The sequence below is a fragment of the Chitinophaga filiformis genome (assembly GCF_900102545.1).
In the GTDB taxonomy this organism is placed as follows: domain Bacteria; phylum Bacteroidota; class Bacteroidia; order Chitinophagales; family Chitinophagaceae; genus Chitinophaga; species Chitinophaga filiformis.
This window is the reverse complement of the sequence record NZ_FNBN01000003.1, coordinates 967,812-991,243: the sequence shown is the minus strand read 5'-3', so window position 1 is coordinate 991,243 and position 23,432 is coordinate 967,812. Positions and strand designations below refer to the sequence as shown.

Below are 23,432 nucleotides of genomic sequence, written 5' to 3'. Positions count from 1 at the left end.
AATGATCTGGATCAGTAAAGATGGCTAATAAAAAGAAAAGGGCCGGCCACGCGGCCAGCCCTGTTTCAAATGGATGTCCCCCATCTTATTCTTTGACAATGATCTTTGTAGTTTCCCTACCATTATTCCGTATGGTGACATAATATACACCCGCCGGCATGCTGCTAAAGGATACCGTCTGCTGTGCATTGGTCATACGTTGCACACACATCACTGTTCCACTGTTAGACAAGACAGTTATCCATGCATTCTGCAAAGGTTCCTGTACTTTCACACGCAGCTCATTTACTACCGGATTAGGATATAACGTAACTCCTGAAGATAAAGGCGTCATTGCTTTACCAACAGCCGCCACAGCCTGCCTTGCTGCCCCGCTTAATGCAACGGGTTCCGTTCCCCATATCAGCTGTCCTTTGTAGTACAGCGTTGCATGCGCGTTCAGGCTCAAAACGCCCGCCTGGTAAGAATAGTCATTCGCCTGGTTAAAGTTGGACCAGTTTGCCTTCGCTATACGATACTGTATGTTACCCGAATTGCTCAGCGGGTACAGTTTGCCTGCTACAGCTTTCACCTTCACTTCAAAATAAGCATCAACACTATCAAGCGCAGGATTCAATCTTACAAAAGCGCCTGTAATATTCTGAGCACCCAATACCGCATAATCTATCCAGTAGTTTAAAGCACTGGCACTATCCTCAGCGGTGAACCAGTAACGTACAGACAGGTCTTCATAATTCACCGGCACATTACCGTCATTATTTATCCTGACATACGTGTTGATCTGATTCTGCGCATTGGGAACTGCCTGTGTAGCAATTTTCAGGTCTACAACAGGCATAACAGTTGCAGGCTCTATACCCCATACCAGTTTGCCGTTACGGTATAACGTGATATGATCGTTAGCCGTGTAGCTTCTGTTAGGCGCATAAGAATAGTCATTTGTTTCCTGTAACAGCGCTGAGTTTTTATTAGCTATTCTTGACTGGATAGCGCCGGAGTTAGCACCCGCTGCCAGTTTCCCTGCTGTTGTGTCAAAGCTGTACTCAACGTAGCCGAACGCGCCGTTACGCGGTGTATCCAATACCACATACTTCATCTTTACTTTACTGTTTCCCATGGCTGCATAGTCAATCCAGGTGTTGATACCTGCAAAGTTCTCAGCAGTGAACCAGTAACGGGCTGTCAGCTCTTTGTACAGAGCGGCTACTGTATCTGTATTGATGACCTTCAGGTAAGGCTTGATGTTCGTACCGGCAGTCTGGGTATCTCCATCCATATGCTGTACCTGCAGATTAAACGGCAACACATGTAATACCTGTTTTGCCGTAGCAGGTGCATAGATACTATCCCCGGGCTGTGTGGCGATAATAGTATCGGCGCCTGGTTGCAGGATACTGATAGTGCTGTCTGTTACCTTAGCCAGCGTTACATCAGCACTTGAGAAACTAACAGGAAGGCCGGAAGAAGCTGTAGCTGTTACTTTGAAATCCGCATCACCGATACGCTTGCCAGGAATAGCTGCGAATGTTATTTCCTGCATCGCCTTCATACCAGCGGCAATTTCAGCAGCCGTCTGCGCCCGGTTATAGATCCTGAACTCATCTACCTTCGCCTTCAGATTAGGATCTGCCGTGAACTGCGACTTACCCAGGTAATTCTGTGCCGTGCTGCCCAATGCTGCAGGCTTGATCGTTACGCCGGTATTAGTAGCAACCAATGTCCCGTTGATGTATAGTCTGCAGGTATTGCCTGACTGTGTAATAGCAAAATGAGTCCATGTATTAAGCGGGAAAGTATAGTTATAATTCACCTGTTGTTCACCTCCTCCATTCTTAATAGCATAACGGACAATTGACTTTCCGGATGTCACACCCGCCTGTGGCGTCAGGAAGAGATAGTTATTCGTGCCATTACCAAAATCAAATATCCGCATCCAGGTAGTAATGGCATCCATCTTAACCCAAAGGGTAATAGTAAAATCGTTCAAGGTGCTTAAAGTCCCGGCAGGCAACGACGCATAAGCATTCGCAGTACCGTCCAGCTTCAGTGCAGAAGCTGCATAGCCGGTATCACGTTTAGCAGTGGATGCAAGGGCAGCGTGATTAGCGCCCCATACATCACGTGCACGTGTACCACCTTGCTCGTCAAATTTCCAGTAGCCGTACTGTCCGACATTCGGTGTTGCTGTTACCGGATCGCTGGCAGGATTTACCTTACCTGCATCCACAGATGATATGGTGTAATAGTAAGTGTTTCCATTTGTAACGGCAGTATCCGTGTACTTTGTGCCAACCACAGTATCAAGTGAAGTAAACGGTCCGTCGGGTGCAGTGGCTCGTTTCACAAGATAACGCAGGTTCTGGATAGCGTTCCACTCCACAATGTCCCTTTTATCACCAGAAGCCACCATCAGGCCATTCACGATATTGCTGTATACAGTGAGCGTCAGCGTAGATGTTCCTGTACCGGTAGCACCTGTGGCGCTCAACTGTACTGCAAATACACCTGCCACTTCAGGAGTACCTGATATCACACCTCTAGCAGTATCAATCTGTAGCCCTGCAGGAAGACCAGTAGCATGAAAGACTCCAGGTGATTTAATTGCTGTAACAGTATAACTGAATGGTTTACCAATAATAACAGCTGCTGAATCCGGACTGGTAATTACAGAAGTCACGGAGCGGTCGTCCAGTAATACGATATCGTTGCCTGTACCGCCTTTATAAGTGATGCGGAAGTTCAGCCCGTTCACTGTCAGAAGCGACATTTCAGGCAGGCTGTCAAAGATGCCGCTAACAGCAGCAGTACCTGTATTATCTACGATAGTATAAGAAGTACCTTGCGGAAGACTTCCTGCACCTGTACCAGTGATAGTCAGGCGTGGATTGTTGAGCACTATACCGGAAACACTTAGCTGGTCACCATCACCGCTGGCGGTATTCAGTTCTGCGAGGTAAGTAGCCCCCTGTTGCAATGTAAGTGAACCTATCGTGAATTTGCCAATGCCCTGACTACCCGGAGCAATTATAGCGCCTGTACCCACGGTTACTGTACCGGTACACTTGCCAACGCCTCCTATTGTACCTGCCACCACATTGGTAGTGCTGGTGATCTGGCCGGTACTGTCTATCAGCAGTGTACCACCTGTAACAGTAGTATTGCCGCTGTAGTTATTCGCTCCCGTAAAGCGCAATATACCTGTACCTTCTTTTACAATGGTAAGCGCACCGGTAATGATGCCAAAGAAAGTAGTATTAGTATTCAATGCGCCTATGCTGATAACCGGTGCGCCATTGTCCCTGCGGAGCTGTCCACCTCCTGACATAGCACCGAAGCGGATCGTATCAGTAAATGTAAAGCCCTGACCATCTGTAAAGCCGTTGTTAAATATCCAATTGGCTTTCGCACTACCAGCAGTAGCAACATTGAAACGAATACGGTGATTGGAACTTCTGTTCACAGAAATAAATGTACCTGTAAATTCACGGTTATCACCATTCAGCTGTAACCCACTGGTGCTTGCACCATCATGCTCTATGGTCCCACTACCCAGCATTCTCCCGGCGAAAGTAAGACCACCGCCATTGCTATATAAATAACTTTTTACGCTATCCTTTATGATGATATCATTGAAGAGCACAGCTGTATTATTATTCATCAATGCACCGCCATTCATGACAACAGGACCTGTACCTGCCGGACCGGATAATGGTGCACCTATTGTGCCTGTTCCTACGCCTGTCAGCGCGGTAGCAGTATTAGGAGGCCATCCGCCAGCATTGGTACCGTTGAGCGTCAGTCCGCCGGTAAATGTATTATTACCTGCAAGGTTCAATGTAGCACGTCCATTCTTCACAATACCACCAGTTCCGGCTATCGGTCCGCTCAGAGAAATATCTCCCGCGGTAGCGCTGATCACAACCGTACGGTTTATCTGCATAGGCAGGTTGATCACCTGGGCCTTCGACGCATTGTTGGTAATATCATTACCCAGCAGTATTGAATCACCATTGATAACAAAAGCATCTGCCCCGGCATTGAATAACATACTGGCAATTTCCAGCTGATCTATGTCGTTGTTCAACGTATCTATTGTGGAAGTATTGAAACTCAGCAACGCCGGACTTTCAGGCACTGTTCCACTTGTCCAGTTAGCCCCATTACTCCAGTTGCCTGTAGTAGCTGTGGAACCCCAACTGGTAGATACGCCTGATGGAACACCCAGTACTTCCGTTGAATTAGCACTTTCCAGCGGCGTAGCAAAGGAAGATATCACGTAGTAATAATAACTGCCGTTGGTAATTGCACTGTCTGTATACTGTGTAACAGTCAGGCCAGATGCAATAGTAGTATAAGGTCCTCCTCTTACAGCACTTCTTTTTACATTATAAGTATCAGCACCTCTTGCTGCACTCCAGCTCAGGATTACCTTACCACTGGCATTTTCAACAGCGGGCACTGATGGTATAGTAGGCGGCAGCTGTAAAGTTACTTCTGTGGAAGCAGCACCTTCCATTGAACCTGCTGAAGCAGTGATGATATAGTAGTTATGACCAGGATAAGCAGTAGCATCTACATAAGAAGTACCGGTTACTCCTGATACAATACTCGTATAAGGACCTCCCGCAGTCAGCGCATGTTTCACCGTATAACTGGTAGCATCCGCAGATGGCGACCAGGAAATACGGATTGTGCTGTCTGTTTCCTGGGCCAGCGCAGGACTTCCTGGTGCTGCTGGCGGAACATTGCTGACCACTTTCAGCATCAATACAGCAGATCCACCGCCAATGTTGTTTGCCGCATTCAATGTTACCGGGAAAGTACCGGTTGCACCAGGCGTGCCGGAGATGATACCGGTAGCGCTGTCAATGGTAAGCCCTGCTGGCAGACCTGCAGCACTGAATGACGTAGCGGCTGGCGAGGCAGTAACAGCATAACTGAACGCCGTACCCAAAACAGCTGTATCAGCGGTGGCACTGCTAATAACAGGGGAACCTGCCGGAGATATATTGGTAATAGCTACTCCGTCAAATACAGTTGTATTCAGCACGGAAGTATTGTGAGAACTCACACAGAGTCCCACATATGCCGGCTCTGTCATCGGTATCTCTACTGCGGAAAGACAGGTCCAGCTGATGCTATCAAACGAGTGGTAAGCTGTAATACGGGAACCGATCTTTTCCAGCTTTAACCAGTAAGGCCTGCCTGCCACAAAATGATCCAGGTATCCGCCGGGAGGATTGTTCCAGGAGATATTTGTCTTACTCCAGGCAACAGCGCCGCGCCAGGTAGAAGCAATACGGTTATTGGGTTGCATGAACAGGCCTGTAAAGCGGGCATCATCATTAAGGGACTCACGGAACATAATGCCAGCTTTGGCAGCAACATCCGTATTATCCATGCTTGTGACACGGGCTACAATAGCTACATTCCCACTCACCCGCTGAAAGGCAAAATTGAAAGCATCTTTAGACTGCAATACAGGAACAGGTATATCAGCGCCTGCCCCTTTGACCGTCCAACTGCCATTATTATAAACAGCGCTGCCCGCGAGACCCGTAGCGCCTACATCTGCATTCGTAAGATTCGTCACTGCAGTAGTGGCGGGATGCGCTATTGGTGGAAGCGCAGTGGCAGTACTGGCATCTGCACTTTTACGATAAAGAAAGGTAGCAGCATTTTCGCCCAGCCTGTCGCGCATAGCAACAGAATAAGGCGCAGGAATGCCTTTACGCAATGTATAAGCCGCCTCTATGATATTATACATCCTGAACAGCTGCTTGGCTGTACCATTAGATCCCCATCCTGTAAAGAAACCATAGGTACCGCCAAACGGTATGAACCGGAAGCCGGTAGTATCTGTATGGAAATGGCTGTATAATTCACTGATGGCCAGCAGGCGGTTGTCAAGATCTGCAAACAGGTCTATCCCCTGCTTCCAGGCTACTTCCGCACTCCATGCCAGCGCTTCTCCCTGTCCGCGCCAGTGCCCTTCATCGCGACCAGCATCTCCTACCTGTCCATTCGGCAAGCTATTCGCCAGCCCTCCACCAGCATCTGCACGGTATGATTGAATAGCTGCGTTCCACTTCACCGGATCGTCAAGGAAAGCGGCAATGCTGACAGCCGCCTTGAGCTGTATAGCGCCCTGATTCAGCCCTCTTACCGGATTGGGTACATCCAGCTGAGGCCAGATCACTGTGCTGAAATAACGGTTCACATTGGCGGTATTGGTGGCCGTCCAACCGGGGTACGTGGACTTCAATATATCCGCTCCTGTTACAAACAGATTGGCCTGGTCGCCCAGGTCAAGAAAGCTCTCATCGCCCGTCCAGGTGGTTTGTGTCACCGCCCAGGCATTGAGTATATCTGTTGCTTTCTTTGCATAAGCTGTATCGCCGGTGAAGATCCACATGAAGGCCAGGTTATGAATGGCCGTCATGTCATTGATCCACTGGTTCCTGTTGATGTCAGGAGCCCGGCTTACAGTAGTAAAAGGCCCCTGCATGCCGTACGACAACTGGGACCTCGAATCACTTTTGAAACTGTTGTATGCGCTGAGCCAGGGTTCACGGGTTATATTCTGCTTCAGCTGATCCAGGTCGCTCATCGTGAAGGGGATTCCCGGATGCACGAACTGTTGTGCGTTAGCTGTGCGTATGCTCACCGTAAGACATAGCAACAGCAACGTTTTCATGATAGTAATGATCGTCTTCATAAGGGAAAATTTATTTTCAATAAAGGGATATGCGCCACCTCATTTCCATGCATCACTTTGGGTAAGTATACCCTGAGAACTAGTTATCATATTCAGAGGTATGGGGAATTTACTATGCCTGTTATAATCGAAAGCCGTGCGATTGTATACATTCTTCAACAGGTTAGCTGTATATCCCGGCACTACCTTATTGTAGCGCACCAGGTCAAACCAGCGATGTCCTTCCAGGGCCAGCTCTATGTGGCGCTCATGCCATATCTTTTCACGCAGCTCCGCTTTATCAGTAGTAGTGATCTCCGGCAATACACCTGCTTCTGCAAAGGTCTTGTTACCACGCGCACGATAGCGTATCTGCTCCAGCACAGTAAGTGCATTACCGCTTTGTCCCAGTTCATTGCTGGCCTCTGCATATATGAGCAGTACATCAGCATAACGCAGGAACATCGGGTTCACGTTCTGGAAAGAGAACTCACCGTTGTTCCAGTAAGATTTCGGCCATATCACTTTTTTATTGGCGATGTTGGTATTGGAAGGAAAATGCACCGTACCATCTTTCGCCGTATTGGCATCTTTACTGGTCCAGCCTTCCACCTTATCTCCTTTGAAGAGAATAGTAGCGTCTTTGCGTGGATCACCTGCTTCATAGCTATCTACCAATGCCTGTGCAGGATACAACACGCCGTCTCCAAACTCACCGGATACGCCCTGGTATTGCAGATAAGGATTGTACCAGCGGCCAGACCAGATAGTACTGGTGAACAGGTATCCACCCGGCATCATATTCTCACTGGAATACAGGTTACTGGGATGAAAAAGCTGGCGATAATCATTAAACAGGCTATACTGCCCGCTTGTGATCACATCGTTGGCATATTGCTGTGCTTTGGCATAATCCTGACGGAACAGGTATACCTTCGCCAACAATCCCTGCGCCGTTCCTTTTGTGATACGTCCATTGCCGGCTGTGCCCCATTCTGATTTGGTAGGCAGGTGAGCGATGGCATATTCCAGATCGCTGATGATTAAAGTATATAAAGCCTCTTCACTGGACTTAGGAATATCATACTCTGAAGAAGATGTAGGTACATGATCGCGGAGTGGCGCCTGACCAAATACATTCACCAGCTCAAAGTGGTAATATGCACGGAAGAATTTTGCCTGTGCTTCTGCTTTTTCTGCCAGTTCACGATTCTTCATAGCCGGTGTACGATCAGTCACCTGGTTGCAGAAGTTAAGGTTCGCATATGTTCTGTCCCAGTACTGCTGCAGGAATCCCTGGCTGGGGTCATAGGTAAATGACTGGAAGGTATTCAGTGTAGTACCAATACCATTATTGCTGCTACCTACAAAATCCTCTCCTCCCATTTCATGTGTACTGAAGAACTGGCGACCAATGGTATACTCACGCCAGCTCAGTGTACCGTATATCCTGTCCACGGCAAGGTCCAGGTTCTTTTCGTCTGCGAAAAACTGGTCAGAGGAAACAACACCCTGTGGCGTTTTCTCCAGGAACTTTTCACAGGCGGTAAATGACAGCAGACATGCTGCCAGGAATATATATTTAAGTTTGCTCATGGTCTTACGCTTGAATTGATGTTAAAAAGTGAGATTTACACCTGCTTTTGCAGTACCGGAAACAGGATAGGTACTGAAGTCGGTACCCATTTCCAGCGGGCTTGTATTAGCCACTTCCGGAGAGAAGCCTTTGTACTTTGTGAAGTATACAGGATTGGTAAGATTGATATATATCCGCAGGTTAGCGATCTTCATCCTGTTTGCCAGTTCCCTGTTGAGCGTATATCCCAGTTCCACATTGCGGATCTTGCCATAGGTACCATCCTGCACATTAAAGCTGGAGCCCCATGAGTTATTGGTATTCGCTGCAAGACGAGGTATGTCAGTATTGGTATGTGTAGGCGTCCAGGCATTCAGCCAGTCTACATGCAGGTTGGTATTGGTAGAATTGATCTGGTTACGGGCAGAGTTCCATATTTTGGCGCCGAAGCTACCCATCACATCCAGCGCGAAATCGAAGTTCTTATAAGAAGCTGTGAACGTCAGACCGCCAATGAACTTAGGATGCGGAGAACCGATATTGGTCTGATCATTACCAGTGATGTAACCATTACCATCTGTATCAGCATAGATCAGGTCACCCGGTTTAGCATTCGCCTGATATGGTTTTCCCTGGGTATTCTTACTATTATATTCGGCAATCTGCGCATCACTCTCGAAGATGCCGATCGTCTTGTAACCATAGAAATAACCGAGCGGCTGACCTTTCTCTCCTCTGTGTACAGAACCTGACATCCATTGTGAACTGCTGATGATCTGGTTGCCAAAATCGAGCACCGTATTCTTGTAGGTACTTCCTGTCAACGTCACACCATAGGTGAAGTCGCCTTTATGATCATTCCAGCTCACCAGGAATTCGAAACCGCGGTTGCGTATACTACCCACGTTGGAGTAAGTAGGTGTGATACCTGTAGATCCGCCAGGGATAGGAATGATCAGCAAGAGATCTTTAGTATCACGGTTGAAGTAGTCGAATTCCACATTCAACCTTTTCTTCAGCGTAGCGAACTCAATACCGAAATCTGTTTGTTCTGTACGTTCCCATTTGATATTAGGATTGGCAGCAGCAGTTACTGTACCGTTCGAGTAGTAAACGCCATTGAACAGGGCATTATACACCGGGTCCTGCACAACAGTGTTGTAGGCGATATAGTTGCTGATCTTGTTGTTACCTACCTGTCCCCAGCTGGCACGCAGTTTCAGGTTATCTACCCAGGTGAGGTTACGCATAAAATCTTCTTCAGACACACGCCATCCCAGTGCCAGGGAAGGAAAGTAACCATAGCGGTTGTTAGGACCGAACTTGGAAGAACCATCTGCACGGAAAGTACCTGTGAACAGATATTTATTCTTCCATACATAGTTGGCGCGGAAAAGATAAGAGAGCATCGATTCACTGTAAGCCTGGCTGGTAATGCTGACACTACCTGCAGGCGCAGCACCGAGGTACTGGTAATCCGGATAATCAAACGCCAGGTTCTGTCCGACGCCCTCCAGTTTATTGTAATACCCATCCTGTGCGGTGATACCTGCCAGCAGGTTCAGATGATGATCTTTGCCGATCTGCTTATCATAGCTAAGCGTATTCTCCCACAACCATGTTTTGTTATTGACATGATTTTCTGTGAGGGAGTTATTGGCATGTATCTGGTTAGGGCTTGAAATATTGTAGGCCGGTTCGAAATAATGATAGCGGTCATACGCATAATCAATACCATAACTACTGCGGAATACCAATCCTGGGATCACTTCGTAATTCAGCCATCCGTTGCCTACAAAGCGCAGGCTGTTATTATTGGCATCCTTACCATAGTAAAGGGCAGCATACGGATTGATAATATCGGGATCTTGTCCGGCGTTGAAATTGCCATTATCGTCACGCACCTTGATCAGGGGGGAGATGCGTACCAGGGCATTGAACACACGTGCCCCGGCACTGCTACCTACCCCGGTGATATTTGAGTTGCTCATGGACAGGTTGTGACCGATCCTCAACCTTTTGCTGAGACGGTACTCGTTGTTGGCCCTCAGGGTAAGGCGATCATAGTCTGTGAACTTCATCACCCCTTCCTGTTTAAAATAGCCACCGCTTATGTTGTAGCTGACATTCTCACTACCACCGGCAATAGATGCCTGGTAATCCCTGACCCATCCCTTCTGTGTGCTTTCATCCAGCCAATTGGTTCCTTTGCCCAGGGATTTGGGATCAGGGTAAGTGTTAGTGCCATTCATCATATTCTGTAGGGTGGCGTATTGACTGGCGTCTGCCACCTGGTAACGGCGGGTAAGGAACTGGAAGCCCTCACTGCCGCTGAAGTTAAATGTTGGTTTGCCGGTCCGGCCTTTTTTGGTAGTCACCAATATCACACCATTGGCGCCGCGGGAACCATAAATAGCGGTAGCGGAAGCGTCTTTCAGTATCTCCATGGAGGCGATATCATGACTGTTCAGATACTGGATATCATTCACGAACATGCCATCTACCACATACAGCGGATTTGGGTCGCCATTGGTGCCGACACCACGGATGCGGACAACAGGCGCATTACCTGGCTGGCCCACATTTAATATTTGCACCCCGGGTGCTTTACCCTGCAATGCTTCGGCAGCATTGCTACCTCCTATTTTGGTAATATCGGCTGCTTTCAGGCTGGTCACTGCACCGGTGAGGTCAGATTTGCGTTGTACACCATATCCGACTACCACCACATCCTGCAGGCCTACGGCCTCTGGTCTGAGTGTCACACTGAATGGACCTGCGCCATCTACCGGCAGCTCCCGGGTAGCGTTGCCCATCATATTGAAGACAAGCACTCCTTTACTGTCAGGCACCGCAATGCTGAATTTTCCTTCAGCAGTGGTAATGGTACCTCCTTTAACATTCTTGACGGTAACACGGACACCAGGCAGCGGATTGCCGCTGGAGTCCTTTACAATACCTGTGACGGTTTTTTCCTGGGCGTACCCCTGCCCGGGAACCGTTAAAGCGCATAAGAAGAATAATGCTGCAAGGCAGCCCTCGTGGAAGCGCAAGAATAGACTTTTTTTCATCTCGGGAATTTATAGTTTTAAAAAGGACGTTTTTTTCATTGTTCACTGTGTCCCCCTCTGGCGTATCAAAGCCGGTATAAAATGTTCTTTCTTTTGTATCAGCCCATGACAAAAATAGATGCCTGAAACCAGGAAACAGGGGTAGCTATTCGTAAAAGAAGGGGTTATTTTTCGCCCAAAATGGGGGACGGACTCATATGCAATCGATTATTCGCAGGCTATTCCAATATTTTTAAATGTCATTTTCACACTTTTATTATTATTTTGGGGAACGATTTCAGGGATAACATCACAAATAACTAATTCCACTATGATAAAGCACTGGTCATTTCTATTAATAATAGTATACCTGGCAGCTCAACCGGCGGTTGCCACCCCCCATGCTACGGATGCAAACGTCTCTCGACCTGTCAGCCATGCAGAAGGCACTACCCATACTTCTCATACAGACGTATTCTCTCCTGCCAGCTATGCAAAAGTCACCACCAATGGTACCCATGCGAACCTCATGCGACCTGTCAGCCATCCAGAAGGCACTACCCATGCCCCGGATTCCGCTTATCTCTTTTCTTATACAACAGCTAAGAACAATGACCGGAGCGGACTACAGTTTGCCTGGAGCCAGGACAAACAGCAATGGCATGTGATCGGAAACCGTTTCGCCTTCTTATACAGTGATTACGGCCGCTGGGGATCAGATAAGCGGATGAACAGCCCCTGGCTGATACAGGCGCCCGACGGTATATGGCATTGCATATGGAGCCTGAATGAACGGGACCACCTTTTTGCCCATGCTGCATCGGAAGACCTGGTGAACTGGAAGCGACAAAGTTACCCTGACATCACCGCAGGTGCTAACTTTCTACACCCTGCTGTAACATATGACGCCGGACAACAATCTTATAATATCACCTATACCGATGCAAACGGAAAACAATTCCGCATCACCACCACCGATTTTAAAACCTACACTCCGGCCACAGCGATTACCACCTCCCGCTACTCTGAAGGCAGTGTAACTATCACATTACCGGAAGGCACCGCCACCGGACAGGTACACCGCGTCCCCTGGGCTGTAGTGGACCGGCTCATCAAAACCCAGGAACTGGCACAATATAACTGGCAGCAGCAGGCTGAATCATCCACAAAGGACAATGAGCGTTTCGCCATGCTGCAAAAACCATTACAGGCCAGTATCACCCTGCATCCAGAAAAAGCAAAACCAATCAGCAACCTCCTCCTGGGTATCTTCTTTGAAGACATCAACTACGCTGCAGACGGAGGCCTCTACGCCGAACTGGTACAGAACCGCGACTTTGAATATGCGTTAAGCGATAAAGAAGGACGCGATCCAAACTGGAACAGCACCCATTCCTGGACGCTACATGGCGACAACAGTACCTTCACCATCGATGCTGCCACCCCTATCCATCCCAACAACCCACACTATGCTATACTCGACACTAAAACACCTGGCGCCACATTGGTAAACGGCGGCTACGACGGCATACCGGTAAAGAAAGGCAGTAAATATGACCTCTCCCTCTTTACCAGACAACCAGACGGAAAAAGTGGTAAACTCCTCGTCCGTCTCGTCAGCCCACAAAACAATATACTGGCACAAACCACCATCACTATATCCGGCAACTCCTGGAAGAAAGCTCAGGCTGTACTCACCGCCACCGCAGATGCAGACAGCACAACGCTTGAACTGCAACCGCTTACCGCCGGTCGCCTGGCCCTGGACATGATATCCCTCTTTCCGCAGGAAACATTCAAAGGCAGAAAGAACGGACTACGCGCCGATCTCGCACAGGTAATCGCCGATATACATCCGCGCTTCGTACGCTTCCCCGGCGGCTGCGTATCCCATGGCGACGGACTCAATAACATCTACCGCTGGAAAAACACCATCGGTCCGCTGGAAGCACGTAAACCGCAGCGCAACCTCTGGGGCTATCACCAATCCGCCGGACTTGGATACTTCGAATACTTCCGCTTCTGCGAAGACATTGGTGCAGAACCCGTACCTGTTGTCGCAGCAGGCGTTCCCTGCCAGAACTCTGGTCCTTCCGCCAAAGGCAGCGGCCAGCAAGGCGGTATCCCCATGTCTGAAATGGACGAATATGTACAGGACATTCTGGACCTGATAGAATATGCCAATGGTGACATTCATACTACCTGGGGTAAGAAACGCGCAGAAGCGGGGCATCCGGAACCTTTCCATCTGAAGTATATCGGCATCGGCAATGAAGACCTGATCACTGACATCTTTGAAGAACGCTTCACGCTACTCTTCAACGCCGTAAAAAAGCAACATCCTGAAATCACCGTCATAGGTACCGCAGGTCCCTTCTTTGAAGGCACCGACTATGACGAAGGCTGGGACATTGCCAACAAACTGAAGGTCCCCATGATCGACGAGCATTATTACGTATCGCCAGGATGGTTCATTCACAACCAGGACTTCTACGACAAATATGACCGCTCCAAATCAAAAGTATACCTCGGGGAATATGCAGCCCACTTACCCGGACGTCCCAGCAACATTGAAACCGCTCTCGCCGAAGCGCTCTACCTCACCGCCCTCGAACGGAACGGCGACGTTGTAAGCATGGCATCCTATGCACCCCTCTTAGCGAAAGAGGCGCACACGCAATGGACACCTGACCTGATCTACTTCAACAACACCACCGTAAAGCCAACCGTCAACTATTTCGTACAACAACTATACGGCGCCAATAGTGGCGACAAGTACCTGCCAGGTACCATTACCATCTCTAACGACATGAACCGTGAAGACGTAAGAGAACGGATCGCTGTTTCCACCGTAGAAGATACCAGGGGCAAAGCTGTCATCATAAAAATGGTGAACCTCCTGCCAAAGGCCGTTCAATCCAGCATTGATCTCAGCGGTATCAGCATTGCAGATGCCGATGCCGTAAAAACTGTGCTCCAGGGCAGTCCAGATAGCAAAGATGCCAGGCCTGTTGTGTCCAGTTATCCGGTTACCGACAAGTTCAATGCAGAGTTGCCACCGTACTCGTTTACTGTGATACGGATTAAAACGAAGTAACTGTCTTAGCGTGCAGAGATTCGGGGTTTTCAGGCTAAGTGTTTTCGGTTTCAGTAAAACGTTATGCGTAGAATTGCGTAGGTAATAGTTTACACTAGAGTAGTTTCAGTAAACGTTATGCGCAGAATGGGTAGGTAATAGTTTACGCTAGAGTAGTTTCAGTAAACGTTATGCGCAGAATTGCGTAGGTAATAGTTTACGCTAGAGTAGCTTCGGTTTCAGTATGGGATGGCGGTCGGCGCCTTTCTGAATAACTATTGAGCATTATCAATCGTATTGGATTTGGGATAAGGATTTAACAGCACCGGTCGTGTCACCGGAAAGCCGAAGGCCCGCCATTCCCATCTGAAACCGCCCGCTACTTCTGCTGTTCCTCGGGAATGGCAAGAGAAAACATTGTAGGTCGTAATTCATTTAATTGCGATCAGATTTATTGAATAAAGGGTCGTTATGGTGCGTAAAAGGTATGTGGGATGTCCTGACTAGTTTTCATGTGTTCTGTTCAGATATGTTTTTCGATGCATCCTAATACCCTCTTCATTTTTCAGGAACGTTATTTCGATGTATTGTCCTAACATACTACCGCCTTTCCATTCACGAGGAACAGCGGAAGTAGCACCGGTTTCAGATGGGAATGGCGGGCCTTCGGCTTTCGGGTGATACGACTGGTGCTGTTAAATCTATATTCAAACCTCCATTCGCTCGACAACGCTCAATCGACATCTGGAAAGGCGCCGACCGCCATCCCATGCTGAAACCGAAGCTACTCTAGCGGCAAAAAACCAAAGCAACTTAAGTTACTATAGCGGAAGCTATTACCTATGCACTTCTCACTGAAACCACAGCTACTCTAGCGGAAACTATTACCTACGCACTACTCACTGAAACCGAAGTTACTTTAGCGGCAAAAAACCAAAGCTTCTCAGCATAAACTGTCACCTAACAACCTTCCTCGTAACCTTCTCCACCCCATTACTAATAGTAATAAAATAAGTACCCGGCGCAACACCACTCATATCAATAACATGCTTCCGCGAAGCCTCCCGCGCCCTATACAAAACCTTACCTGTCACATCGCTCAACGTAACATCAGCAGTACCTTTCGAAAATGGTATCATAACAGTCACACTATTCACCACAGGATTAGGATAAACAGTAAGACCCTCCACTACATCCGCAACCGGCATCGCCATACGAGCAGCGGCGGCAGCAACCGGCACCAACTGCCATTGCTGGTTCTTCCCACTATTGTAAGTCCACTGCTGAATGTTCGCCCCATCCGCCATACCACCCGCATTCACATCCACCGCCTTCCCACTATGCACCGGCGTTATCCTATAATACCCACCACCAGTAGCAGTAAAAGTAAACCGCTGATTATTCGCCCCTGTCGACTGCCATATCTGTATATTCGCCCCATCCGCAGTGCTCACGCCATTCACATCAAGATTCTTCCCACTACCAACACCAACAATCGTATACTGCCCATTACCAGTATTAGTCACTTCCCACTGCTGACACGCACAATCATTAGAAGTCCACTGACGCACATTCGTACCATTTGCAGTCCCATTATTCGCCACATCCATCGCCTTCCCGCTATGCCGCGCAAAGATCTTGTAGGTGCCATTCGCAGGACCGCCCGCAGGCAAAGGATCGCGCGTAAAAGTCAGTGTGCCAAAACCCAGCTGATCGAAACCACCACTGGCAGTGCCATAGTTACCACCACCGCCTTCAGGCCGGTGAATAGCAGCAAAAGCTGCCATTGCCGGAACAGACAGTCCCATACGATTGGCGTAATGGTTGTACACCATCTCCCATACAGGGCGTATATTCCCTCTGGCTGAAGCAGAGATCACTGTCTGGGAAGACGCAGCACAGTTTTGCCCAGTGCCCCAGTTGTAGGTAACATAAGGCACAGAGTCGCCAATGTTGTACTTAGCTACATACTCTGCTCCTTTCATAAAGCGGTTGTTGTCGTAACCATACATATCATCCCCCTGGTTCCAGGCCATTTCACAGAAGGCTCCCATCAGGCCAATACCCAATGTACAATGCCCCTGATCGCGGCCACTCTCCTGCCATTGCCCTAGTGTAGAGGAATGCAGATACCACACCGCATGAGTAATAGCGCCATTACCAGCGCCGTTCTTGAAATAGTCGATCGCCCGGTTGTACAGATCACGGCGGTCGCAAAGTACACCTAAGGAAAGGATGAAGGCCATGTTACAAAGGTCCCAGTTGGCCCAGTAGTTAGTGATACAGGCATCATTGTGATCATTCAGGAAGTCGTCGCTGAGCGGATAGAACTTGGTGAGCAGCATGTCTTTGAAGCGCTCGAAATCAGCAGTGGCCCAGCCACTGTAAGTACGCATGATCTCAGCTGCATTGGCAAACTCGTAGCCATAGATACCGGCGGCCAGAAATCTGTCTGCATTGCCGGTCACAAATTGCAGGGTAGATGACCATGCATTCATGATCTCGATCGACTTGTTAGCATAAGCCACATCGCCGGTAATCTTCCAGCGTAAGGCTAATTGATACGCAGCGGCAATGTCGTTCATCAGCTGACCATAATTCTGGCGGTCGCCACCCCTGCGGACGGTATCTACAGGACGAGCAGTCCAGTTAAGTTGTGAGCGGCCATTGGCGATAAGAACATCCCAGCTGCCTTTCCAGGGCTGGGCGCCGGCATTCACTTTTGTACGCATACGGGCAAAGTCGGCCTCTGTATGCAACAGGCCGGGATGAATAAAGGTTTGTGCTGCCAGTTGAAGGGTTGTTGTTAGCAACAGGCAGCATAGGACGGTTTGTACGAGGGAAGTACATGTTTTCATAAATCGTGGGTTTTAATAAAGGATGTTATCCAGGTTTTTAAGGATAGACCCACACCGCAAATCCGCCGGAAGCGGATAGCTTAAAATCCATGGCTGTTGATGCATTTACCTTTCGCTGTTCCACCTTCACTTTTGTGCGGGTGTTAACAGTTGAATCATCCGTATATATTTTTGCGGTAAGGGGTTGTTCCTTGGGTAAAAAATCAAATGAGAGATGAATGTCTCTTGCAGCATTGTTGCCGATGCCACCGATAAACCACTGTGCGCCTTTCCTGCGGGCCACAACAACATACTCTCCCGGCGCGCCCTGCAGCACACGGGTTTCATCCCAGGTAACAGGTATATGATCCCAGAATTCCAATTCAGGTTCACCATTGCTCAGGTCAGGATTATCATACCAGAAAAGGGTTTGCAGGGGACTGTAATATATAGCCGCCAGCGCTAACTGATGTGCGTGGGTAGTCTTGATGCGATTATCGTAATAACAGATCGTGTAGTCGGCCGGACCAGCAATAAAACGGGTAAAAGGTAATACCGTGTTATGCGTCGCATCCGGCATTTCTTCATTACCACGAATACCTTCTGCCGTCATAAGATTAGGCCAGGTACGCTGTTCGCCGGTAGGGCGCCATTCATCATGTACGTTCACCATGATATGGCTCTCTGCCGCTTTCCTGAACATATCTTCCAGCCAGGTAGTCCAGCGATGGGAACCTACCTGCACGAAGCCGAACTTCACACCTTTCACACCCCACTGCTCGTATACCCGGAACAAGGAATCTGACTGCGCCAGCAAGGCCTGCTGATTGACATACAACCATATGCCTACCCCCTTCTTTTTTCCATACTGGATGATAGCAGGCAAATCGAAATCAGAGATGGCTACTTTGGTAGCATCAGAGTTAAAGCTGAACGCATTACCATACCATTTCCAGTCAAACAGGATATACTGCATGTGATGCTTTACAGCGAAATCTATATGTTCCTTTGCAGTGGCAGTCGTTTGTGTCATTACCCGCATGATCTTACCGGGTTTTATCCAGCCGGTATCCCTGATACGGGAAGGTGGGTTGAGGTTCAGCAGGATGCTGTTGTTTTCCAGCAGTGCCCCTGGCCGTTCGGCCACCATGATCACCCGCCAGGGCGTGGCAAATGGCGAGATGAGATCAGCAGAAGTATAGAGATCAGTTACAACCGTATTGGGCTTATCAGGGCTCAGGGAGAACCTTGTTTTTGCATAGTCTACCATCTGCGCCTCCGCCAGACAAGCATAAAGTCCTCCGGGTAGTTTCAATGTCAGCGGACGTTCTGCCGGACCAGGCCAGTTGCGTAAAGGCAACTCCTGGTATTTTGCCTGTCCCCATAATGCATGGAAGGCGGTAGCGCCTTCCGGTAGGGCAAACTCCGTATGCTCCACAGTAATACGATAGTAAGAACCCTTTGCATTCTCGGGGAAGTAATACCGGAATGCAATGCCCTCATTATAGGCACGCATCTCGATATTCATCAGGTAATCAGGATTGTTGTCCTTTTGCAGGGATATGGTGACACCGTTATAATGATCCCGTATAATAGATTGTTCTCCGGCTACTGGTCGCCAGCTGGTATCGTGGGTGCTGCTGCTGATATCCCTCACCACCAGATTGGCTGTCCAGCGGGTGAAGGTATCCACCTTCAGCGCCATGGCATTCTCAGTAATGTGGTTGTCCAACCGTATGTCGAGTGCTGAAGGCCGGATAATGGTCCTGCCTTTGTAGCTTACTTCGTAGTACAGCGTATTGCCATAAGCTTCCTTTACCTGGTAGCACCTGGCGGTAAGATTCTTATCAGGCGACTGCACCGTTGTCATTGTGCCTGTTATGGGTGCGGCTGACTGTCCATAGCACGTGGTCGCTATTAACATGCCGAAGAAGAGCAAATATCCTTTCATGTGATTCTCCGTATCCCGGTATTTTGTTCAGTTTTTCATTGCATACAAAAATACCCGGCACAGGCAGGGCCTAAGGGGAACGGATTCGGAAAAAAGGGGTATATTTTTCGCCTTACTTACCTCCTTTGATGTTCACATGGTGGGTGTTGTGGAAAGGACGGCGGTATTTTTTGATATATTCAGAAGGCTTCATACCGAAAAGCTCATTGAAGTGCTGACGGAAGTATTTGATGTTATTGAAGCCAACCATCGAAGCAATCTCCCCGATATTATGTTCTGTGCTGATCATGGCCTCGGCAGCTTTACGCAGGCGGATAAAACGGATAAATCCATTGATGGACTGACCGGAGACAGATTTCACCTTCTTATAAAGCCCCGAATGACTCATCCCCACCTCCCTTGCCAGGGTACGGATAGAGAAGTTGTCGTCATCTATGTGTGCTTCCACGATCTTAATGCAGCGGTCCAGGAATTCCTTGTACTCTACAGACACTTTAAGGTCATTCCTTTTCAGCGTGATCTCATTATAGAAATACTGTTGCAGGGTATTCCGCTTCCTCAGTATACCCAGCACGCGGGCCTTCAGCAGGTCTTTCTCAAAGGGTTTGGTAATGTAATCGTCCGCCCCGCTTTCAATCCCTCTCAGCTGGATGTCTGAAGCGGTGGTGGCTGTCAACAGGATCACCGGGATATGGCTCAGGGCTGCATTACCCTTAATGGCTTCGCAGACTTCCAACCCGCTCATGCCCTGCATGGTAATGTCGCTGATGATCACATCAGGCAGAGAGTCGACCGCCAGTTGCAGACCGTCCTCCCCATTCGATGCCTCCAGCACGGTGAAGCTGTCGGCAAACAGGAGCGCCACATATTTACGCAGCTCCTCATCGTCGTCAATGATCAATATTGACTGCCGCTCTGTGACAAGCGTCGCAAGACTGGTCTCTTTCTTTTCCGGCACACTTTCTTCCGCTAGTTCTTCCCGCAGGAAAATAGATTCCTCAGGGATATCGGTGAAGATGGTTTCACTGCCAAAATGCGTCTTTCCTTTCAGCAGGACAGTCCGGAAACAGGTGCCCTCTCCTACCTTGCTTTCATAGGCGACCATCCCCGCATGACGGTCTATAAAGTACTTCACCAGAAACAGTCCTATGCCAAAACCTCCGGATGTCTGCCCGGTTTTGACCTGGTAGAATTTATGGAACAGGCGGTCGCCCACTTCCGGGGGAATACCACATCCTGTATCTGTCACCTCCACCTGCACACTGTCGTCCTTCTCCTGTACCGTAAAGGTCACCGTGCCACCGGGAGGTGTAAACTTGATGGCGTTCGACACAAGGTTAAAAAGCACGATCTCTATCTTCTCTCGGTCCATATACATTTCCATAGGCGTATCAGGACAGTCGAAACGATAGTCTATCTTCTTGAGCCTCGCCTGCTGGATGAAACAGAGGTATACTTCCTTACAGAGATGCGCGAAGTCGAGCTGCACTACCTTCAGTGTATCCGCCTCACTATCTGCCTTACGGAACAACAGCAGCTGGTCTATCAGGCTTAATAAACGACGGGCATTGCGGTGTACTGTATTCAGTTCCTCCCGCCCATCGTCTTCTTCCACACGGGAAAGCATTTCCCTGATCGGATTAATGATAAGCGTAAGCGGCGTCCTGAACTCATGCGATATATGGGTAAAGAAAGAGAGCTTTTTCTCGTGCAGGTCCTTTTCCTTCTGTGCATTGATATGCGCCAGGCGGATCTCATACTTCAGACGGTTCTGACGCATCTTATAGAGGAAATACATGTACACACCACCCGACAGAAGTGCAGTATATAAGAGATAGGCCCACCAGCTTCTGTACCACGGCGGCAGCACAGTAATACTAAGTGCTATTTCCTGTGGATTCCCGATCCCTTCTGCATTGGTACACCTTACGCGGAAAGTATAAGTCCCCTCATTGAGGTGGGTGTAAGTAGCGGAGCGTGTGTTACCGGCATTGTTCCATCCCTTGTCCCATCCCTCCATATAATAGGCATAGCTGATCCTCCTCGGGGAAGCATATTCCAAAGCTGTAAAGGAAAAGGAGAAGACGGCCTCATTGTAAGGTACTTCGATGGACTGCACCGCATCATCCGTCACATCTTCGATGAACTTTGCATTCTTTTCCAGGGGTGAATTATTAACGGAAATATCTGTCAGCACCAGGTTCAGCTGCCGGTGATCACTCTGGATCTGACCGGGATAAAACAAGCTGAGACCCTTAATACCACCGAAAGCCATTTCTCCCGAGCGGAGCATTTGTGCCGCATTGTAGAAGAACTGGTTACTCTGCAGGCCATCACCCTGGTAATAGTTGATGAAGGTGCGGGTAGCCATATTGAACTTCGACAGTCCGTTGTAAGTGCTGGCCCATAGATTACCATGATGATCATCCAGCAGGTTCAGGATAGCATCGTTACACAGACCATTATCAGTAGTATAACGGGCAATAACGGCACCTTTTACCTTATCAAACAGGAATAGTCCGCCACCCTCGGTACCCACCCAGAGGTACTGCTTTCCTTCCTCCCTGATAGCCCTGATAGTATGGCCGATGGGATAGAACTGATGCCGGTGACCGGCTCTGTCGATCTTTACCAGCTGCGTGAGATTACCACCCCAGAAATTCCCCTGACTGTCTTCCTGCAGGGCGAAAAGATCTGAAAGGGTATCATCAAACATTTCAAAAGCATCTTTGGCGGGATTGTAGCGATACAAGGCGCCATAAATACCCGTACTGCGCAGGGTGGTAGCCCATAGCCCTCCCTTACTGTCAGTATATAACACAAACACAACCCTGTTCTCTGCGCCGGTATTAGGATTCATACAGGCGTAGTGCTTAAACTGCTGTGTTCTTATATCAAACTGCTGGATGCCTTTGGTGTAAGTAGCCACCCATACATGCTGCCGGTCATCACCCGCCAGACAGGTGATAAAATTGTCGGCCAGGGAATGTGGGTTCCCCGGATTATGCATGTATGTCGTAAAAGTATTGGTATGCCGGTTCCAGCGATTCAGACCATTACCATCAGTACCGATCCAGAGAATGCTGTCGAGCGTTTCATAGAAAGAAGAAATAACATTCCCCGAGAGTGTATTACTGTTGCCCGGCTCCCGGCGAATAGTCAAAAAGCGGCTTTTCTGCAGGCCGATAATATTGATACCTCCGCGTAGCGTACCGATCCATTTACCAGCAGCCTTGTCTTCATACATGGTATGAATAGCGCCCCCTGTCAGCTCATCTCTTCCCTCTCCAGACCTGATATAATTTACCTGACCGCTCAACCTGTTCCAGGTATAAATACTACCTGTCTCTGTGCTAATCCAGAGCTGACGGTCTTTGGTCAACATCAGGGCGAGTACCATCCCAGGCTCCGGCGATTGTGCAACACCTTCAAATACTTTAGCGACCTTCCCTGAAGCAATATCATAAGCATATACCGCATCACCAGATCCGATCCAGATATCCTTACCATCTGTAGCAAAACAGGCAGCGGCAGGCAACTCGGTATTTACCAGTCGCAGCTTACGGGAGGCAGTGTCGTATAATGCCAGTCCCTTATTTTGTACCAGCGCCCAGATGCGGTTCTTTCCATCCGTCAATATGCTATGTACTCCATATTTGCCGGTAGGCTTCCCATCGAGGACCAGCGGTACTGCGCTTGCCACAGTAGCTCCCTGCGCACAAAGCAACATGCCCAACCCCTCGGTGCCTATGAATATATTGTTGTCTTTATCGGCGCCCACACTTCTGATCACCGTGGCTATTTTCTGGGCGGGCCGGCCATAAGCAATGCTGGTAAAATTTCCCAGCAGCGGATTATAGCGGCTAAGCCCCTGACGGGTGCCAATCCAGAGATAATGATGACTGTCTTCAATGATAGCGGTAATGATATTGTTCACAAGCGAATTGGAGTCGCTCAGTTTACTGCGAAATACTTTGAATCCCTGGCCATCGTAGCGGTTCAGACCATCATAGGTGCCAAACCACATGAAGCCATAATGGTCCTGCATGATGCAGCGGACGGTATTATTGGATAATCCCTGTTCAATACCAAGATGAATAATAGGCGGATTGGGAGCAGCATGAACAATACCTGTACAAAAGGAAAGGTAAAGGATATACAGGCCAGTGTATAACAATTTTTTCATAACAGTCGTTACTTGATATCGTCTCCCGAACATTTATATTTACTGCGATGCACGCTGCT

General features: G+C 48.7%; 7 protein-coding genes. 1 reads left to right on the top strand and 6 read right to left on the bottom strand.

Translation table 11 applies throughout. The annotated features are described in order from the left end of the window. Positions 1-85: 85 nt before the first annotated feature. Genes BLR32_RS16170 through BLR32_RS16160 form a run of 3 tightly spaced genes read right to left on the bottom strand, consistent with a single transcriptional unit; the run spans position 86 to position 11,344 of the window. Positions 86-6,718, bottom strand: a complete 6,633-nt coding sequence (locus tag BLR32_RS16170) for a cellulose binding domain-containing protein (protein WP_089833553.1) — start codon at positions 6,716-6,718, stop codon at positions 86-88. A gap of 39 nt (positions 6,719-6,757) precedes the next feature. After that, positions 6,758-8,293 (bottom strand): RagB/SusD family nutrient uptake outer membrane protein, encoded by a 1,536-nt coding sequence (locus BLR32_RS16165; protein ID WP_089833551.1) that lies wholly within the window; start codon positions 8,291-8,293, stop codon positions 6,758-6,760. 21 nt (positions 8,294-8,314) lie between these two features. After that, positions 8,315-11,344, bottom strand: a complete 3,030-nt coding sequence (locus BLR32_RS16160) for a SusC/RagA family TonB-linked outer membrane protein (protein WP_089833549.1) — start codon at positions 11,342-11,344, stop codon at positions 8,315-8,317. A 310-nt stretch (positions 11,345-11,654) separates the two neighbouring features. On the opposite strand from BLR32_RS16160, the gene BLR32_RS16155 reads away from it, so the two are divergent. Next, a complete protein-coding gene (locus BLR32_RS16155; RefSeq protein WP_245705444.1) occupies positions 11,655-14,420 on the top strand; it encodes an alpha-L-arabinofuranosidase C-terminal domain-containing protein in 2,766 nt (921 codons plus the stop codon). A gap of 935 nt (positions 14,421-15,355) precedes the next feature. Here BLR32_RS16155 and BLR32_RS16150 read toward each other — a convergent pair. The 3 genes from BLR32_RS16150 to BLR32_RS16140 all read right to left on the bottom strand — a co-directional run bounded on the left by BLR32_RS16150 (position 15,356) and on the right by BLR32_RS16140 (position 23,373). Further along, positions 15,356-17,257, bottom strand: coding sequence for an RICIN domain-containing protein (locus BLR32_RS16150; protein ID WP_089833547.1), 1,902 nt, complete (start codon positions 17,255-17,257; stop codon positions 15,356-15,358). 37 nt (positions 17,258-17,294) lie between these two features. Continuing rightward, the gene (locus tag BLR32_RS16145) at positions 17,295-19,187 is read right to left on the bottom strand and encodes a glycoside hydrolase family 97 protein (protein WP_089833545.1); all 1,893 of its coding nucleotides are present in this window, start codon (positions 19,185-19,187) and stop codon (positions 17,295-17,297) included. 112 nt (positions 19,188-19,299) lie between these two features. Then, entirely contained in the window at positions 19,300-23,373 is a 4,074-nt protein-coding gene (locus BLR32_RS16140) for a two-component regulator propeller domain-containing protein (protein ID WP_176842306.1), read from the bottom strand. Positions 23,374-23,432: the final 59 nt, after the last annotated feature.